At 41.4% G+C, this 677-nt stretch carries 1 protein-coding gene; it reads right to left on the bottom strand.

Features of this window, described 5'->3' with window-relative positions; translation table 11 throughout:
- On the bottom strand, nucleotides 1–677 hold a 677-nt coding region (locus AN393_RS19575), incomplete at both ends, for an MFS transporter (RefSeq protein ID WP_152968299.1).

The raw sequence follows: 677 nt of genomic DNA, 5'->3' as shown, positions 1-677 counted from the left end.
TTAGGTGCTGCACCTTGTGCAATAACAGCCCCGCCAACCCAAGGGCCAATAGCATTTGCGGTGTTAAATGCGCATTGTACTAATGCACCAATCATAGCATGGCCCTCTGGGGCGACATCCATTAATAAAGATTGAATAAGCGTTGCCAAACCCACACTGCAACCAATTAAAAATATTACCGTATACAGCAACCAAACATTGTAACTTGCGCTAACGTAGGCAATGGCAAATACAATGGTGCACACCAGTGCAAGGCCGGTGGTTTTAATGGCAGATTTATCAGCCGCTTTACCTAATAGGTAATTACCTAATGTACTACCAATACCAAACATCACCATGGCGATAGAAATAGTGTAAGGGGCTGTTTTAGTTACATCTAAAATGGTATCGGCAATGTATGTATAAATACAAAACACGCCGCCAAAGCCAATAATAACAATCCCTAAAATAGACCACACCAGTTTATTTTTAAGTACGCCAAACTCGTTAAGTAAGTTAGATGGCTTAGCGTTATCAATATTTGGCACTACTTTGTACACAAATATAAATGCAATAAACGCTAAAACGGCAGCGCCCCCTAAGCAATACCGCCAGCTTAGATTTTGCCCCACCAAGGTAACAATAGGCACGCCAACAATGGTTGCAATGGTCAAGCCCATAAATACTTTTGACATAAA

The sequence above is a fragment of the Pseudoalteromonas sp. P1-25 genome (assembly GCF_001401805.1).
In the GTDB taxonomy this organism is placed as follows: Bacteria; Pseudomonadota; Gammaproteobacteria; order Enterobacterales; family Alteromonadaceae; genus Pseudoalteromonas.
Note: the sequence above shows the minus strand (reverse complement) of the source record. Positions and strands in the feature narration are given on the sequence as shown.